The 2,999-nt window shown below is 64.9% G+C and carries 2 protein-coding genes; both read right to left on the reverse strand.

All coding sequences use genetic code 11. The annotated features are described in order from the left end of the window. Positions 1-319, reverse strand: a 319-nt coding sequence (locus JCM25156_RS24125; protein WP_305068624.1) for a biotin/lipoyl-containing protein, incomplete at its 3' end; no start/stop codon positions are given. 118 nt (positions 320-437) lie between these two features. Continuing rightward, positions 438-2,999 (reverse strand): 2-oxoglutarate dehydrogenase E1 component (locus JCM25156_RS12445; RefSeq protein WP_025813328.1); only part of this gene is annotated, 2,562 nt, incomplete at its 5' end.

Consider the following 2,999-nt stretch of genomic DNA (forward strand, 5'->3'; position numbering starts at 1 on the left):
CCACGGGCTGGGCCTGCACGCCAGCCGGGGCCGTCGCTTCCTTTTTCGGGGCCGGGGCTGCGGCCTTGGGGGCCGCGCCGCTACCGGCCTCGACGGTGGACAGCAGGGTACCAACTTCCACTTCCGTGCCTTCGGGCACCAGAATCGGACCGAGCACGCCCGCCTGCGGGGCCGGAACCTCCACGCTGACCTTGTCGGTTTCCAGTTCGACGACCGGATCGTCCTCGCTCACGGCATCGCCGGGCTGCTTCAGCCATTTTGCAACGGTTGCTGTCGTAACACTTTCACCCAGTGTCGGTACCTTGATCTCGGCGGACATTTCCTGTTTCCCAATCCCTTGCCCGTCCGGCGCGGCATGCCACGCCGGATGGGCCTTATCATTATTCATGGAGACGGCCTTACCGCCGCCCCCTTAACCATTATACCGGCCTGTTCCCTCAGGCCCCGACACCCAGCGCCTTGTTCACCAGCGCGGTCTGTTCGGCAACATGAACCTTGGCAAGACCCGTGGCCGGGCTGGCCGCCGCGACGCGCCCGACATAGGTCGGCCGCGTGCTCTTGTGGCCGACATCGGCCAGCACGCCTTCGATCAGGCGATCGACAAAGTTCCAGCCGCCCATGTTTTCGGGCTCTTCCTGGCACCAGATCACCTTGGCCCCCGGATAGCGCGCCAGTTCCGCGCCCAGCAGCTTGTCGGGGAAGGGGTAGAACTGCTCAAGCCGCACGATGGCGACGTTGTCCAGCTTGCGTTCCCGGCGCTCGGCCAGCAGGTCGTAATAGACCTTGCCCGAACAGATCACCACGCGATCCACCTTCGCCGGGGCCGCGATCTGGTCGATTTCCCCGATCACCGGCAGGAAGCGGGTGCCCGGACCGAAATCCTTCAGTTCCGAAACCGCCAGCTTGTGACGCAGCAGGGACTTCGGCGTCATGATGATCAGCGGCTTGCGGTAATCAAGGAAAAGCTGGCGGCGGAGGGCATGGTAGTAGTTCGCGGGCGTGGTCAGGTTGCACACGCGCATGTTGTTCTCGGCGCAGAGCTGGAGGTAGCGCTCGAGACGGGCGGAGGAATGCTCCGGTCCCTGCCCCTCGTAGCCATGCGGCAGCAGCATGACGAGGCCGGACATGCGCAGCCACTTGGTCTCGCCCGATGCGATGAACTGGTCGATGATGACCTGCGCGCCGTTGGCGAAATCCCCGAACTGTGCTTCCCACAGCACCAGCGCGTTCGGATCGGCCAGCGAGTAGCCGTATTCGAACCCGAGCACGCCGAATTCGGACAGCAGCGAGTTGTAGATCTCGATCGCCGCCTGATCCTTGGAAATGTTGTTCAGCGGCATATAGGTGTTCTGGTTCACCTGATCGATCAGCACCGCGTGGCGCTGGCTGAACGTGCCGCGCTGGCAGTCCTCGCCCGACAGGCGGACCTTGTGCCGGTCCTGCAGCAGCGTGCCGAAGCCCAGCGCCTCACCCGTCGCCCAGTCGATCCCCTCGCCCGTTTCGAACATCCTGGCCTTGGCCTTGAGCTGGCGGGCGATCTTGGGGTTGACGTTGAAATCCGCTGGCACATGCGCCAGCGCCGCACCCACCGCCTTGAGGCGTTCGATGGACACGCCGGTTTCCGGCGCGGGGCGGGTGGTGTCGACCGGCGGGGGCTTGAGGCCCTTCCACGCGCCTTCCAGCCAGTCCGCCTTGTTCGGCTTGTAGCCCTGGGCGGCCTGATAGGCGGCTTCCAGCTTGTTGTGGAAGGCGTCCCATTCCGCCGTGACCTGATCCTCGGTCACGACGCCTTCGCGCACCAGACGGTCGGAATACAGCTTGCGCACGGTCGGGCGCGCCGCGATCGCCTTGTACATGATGGGCTGGGTGAACGACGGCTCATCGGACTCGTTATGCCCATGGCGGCGGTAGCCCACGATGTCCAGCACGACATCGGCCGCGAATTTCTGGCGGAATTCGGCGGCGAGGCGGGCACAGTAGATCACCACTTCCGGCTCGTCGCCATTGACGTGCAGGATCGGGGCCTGCACCGCCTTGGCCACGTCCGTGCAGTACAGCCCGGAGAAGGAATGGACGGATACCGTGGTGAACCCGATCTGGTTATTGACCACGACATGGACCGTGCCGCCGGTGCGGTAGCCGATCAGCTGCGACATCGCCAGGGTTTCGTACACGATGCCCTGCCCGGCAAAGGCCGCGTCACCATGCAGGAGCAGCCCCATGTGGCGGCCGCGCTGGGTGTGGTCATCGTCATCCTGCGTGGCGCGGACCTTGCCGATCACGACCGGATCGACCGCTTCCAGATGCGACGGGTTGGGCTGGAGCGAGATATGGACGGGGGTGCCCCCGATCTCGACATCGGTGGAGGTGCCCAGATGGTATTTCACATCGCCCGAGCCCTGCACGTCATCAGGCTTGAAGGACACACCGGCGAATTCGCTGAAGATGGCGGTATAGGGCTTGCGCACGATGTTGACGAGCGTGTTCAGGCGGCCACGATGCGGCATGCCGATGGCGACCGAGCGCACGCCACCCAGCGCCGCCTGGTCGATGATCGCATGCAGCGCGGGAATGGTCACGTCCTCGCCTTCCAGCCCGAAGCGCTTGGTGCCGACATAGCGCTTCTGGCAGAAGGATTCGAAGCCTTCCGCCTCGGTCAGGTGCTGGAGGATGACCTTCTTTTCCTGCGCGCTGGCGCCCTTGCGCCAGTTGTCGCCTTCCAGCCGCGCCTGCACCCACATGCGCTGTTCGGGGTCCTGGATATGCATGAATTCGGCGCCGATCGGGCCGCAATAGACCGCGCGCAGCGCGTCGAGCACCTGATTGATCGTGCCGGTGTCGGACCCGATCAGGCGGGCAACGATATGGCCGAGATAGATCGGACGATCCATGTCCTTCGGGCCGAAGCCATAGGTGGCCGGGTCCAGATCGGCATGGGGCTTGGGCACCTGAAGGCCCAGCGGGTCCAGCCGGGCCTCCAGGTGGCCGCGCACGCGGAA

This window comes from Komagataeibacter kakiaceti JCM 25156 (genome assembly GCF_000613305.1).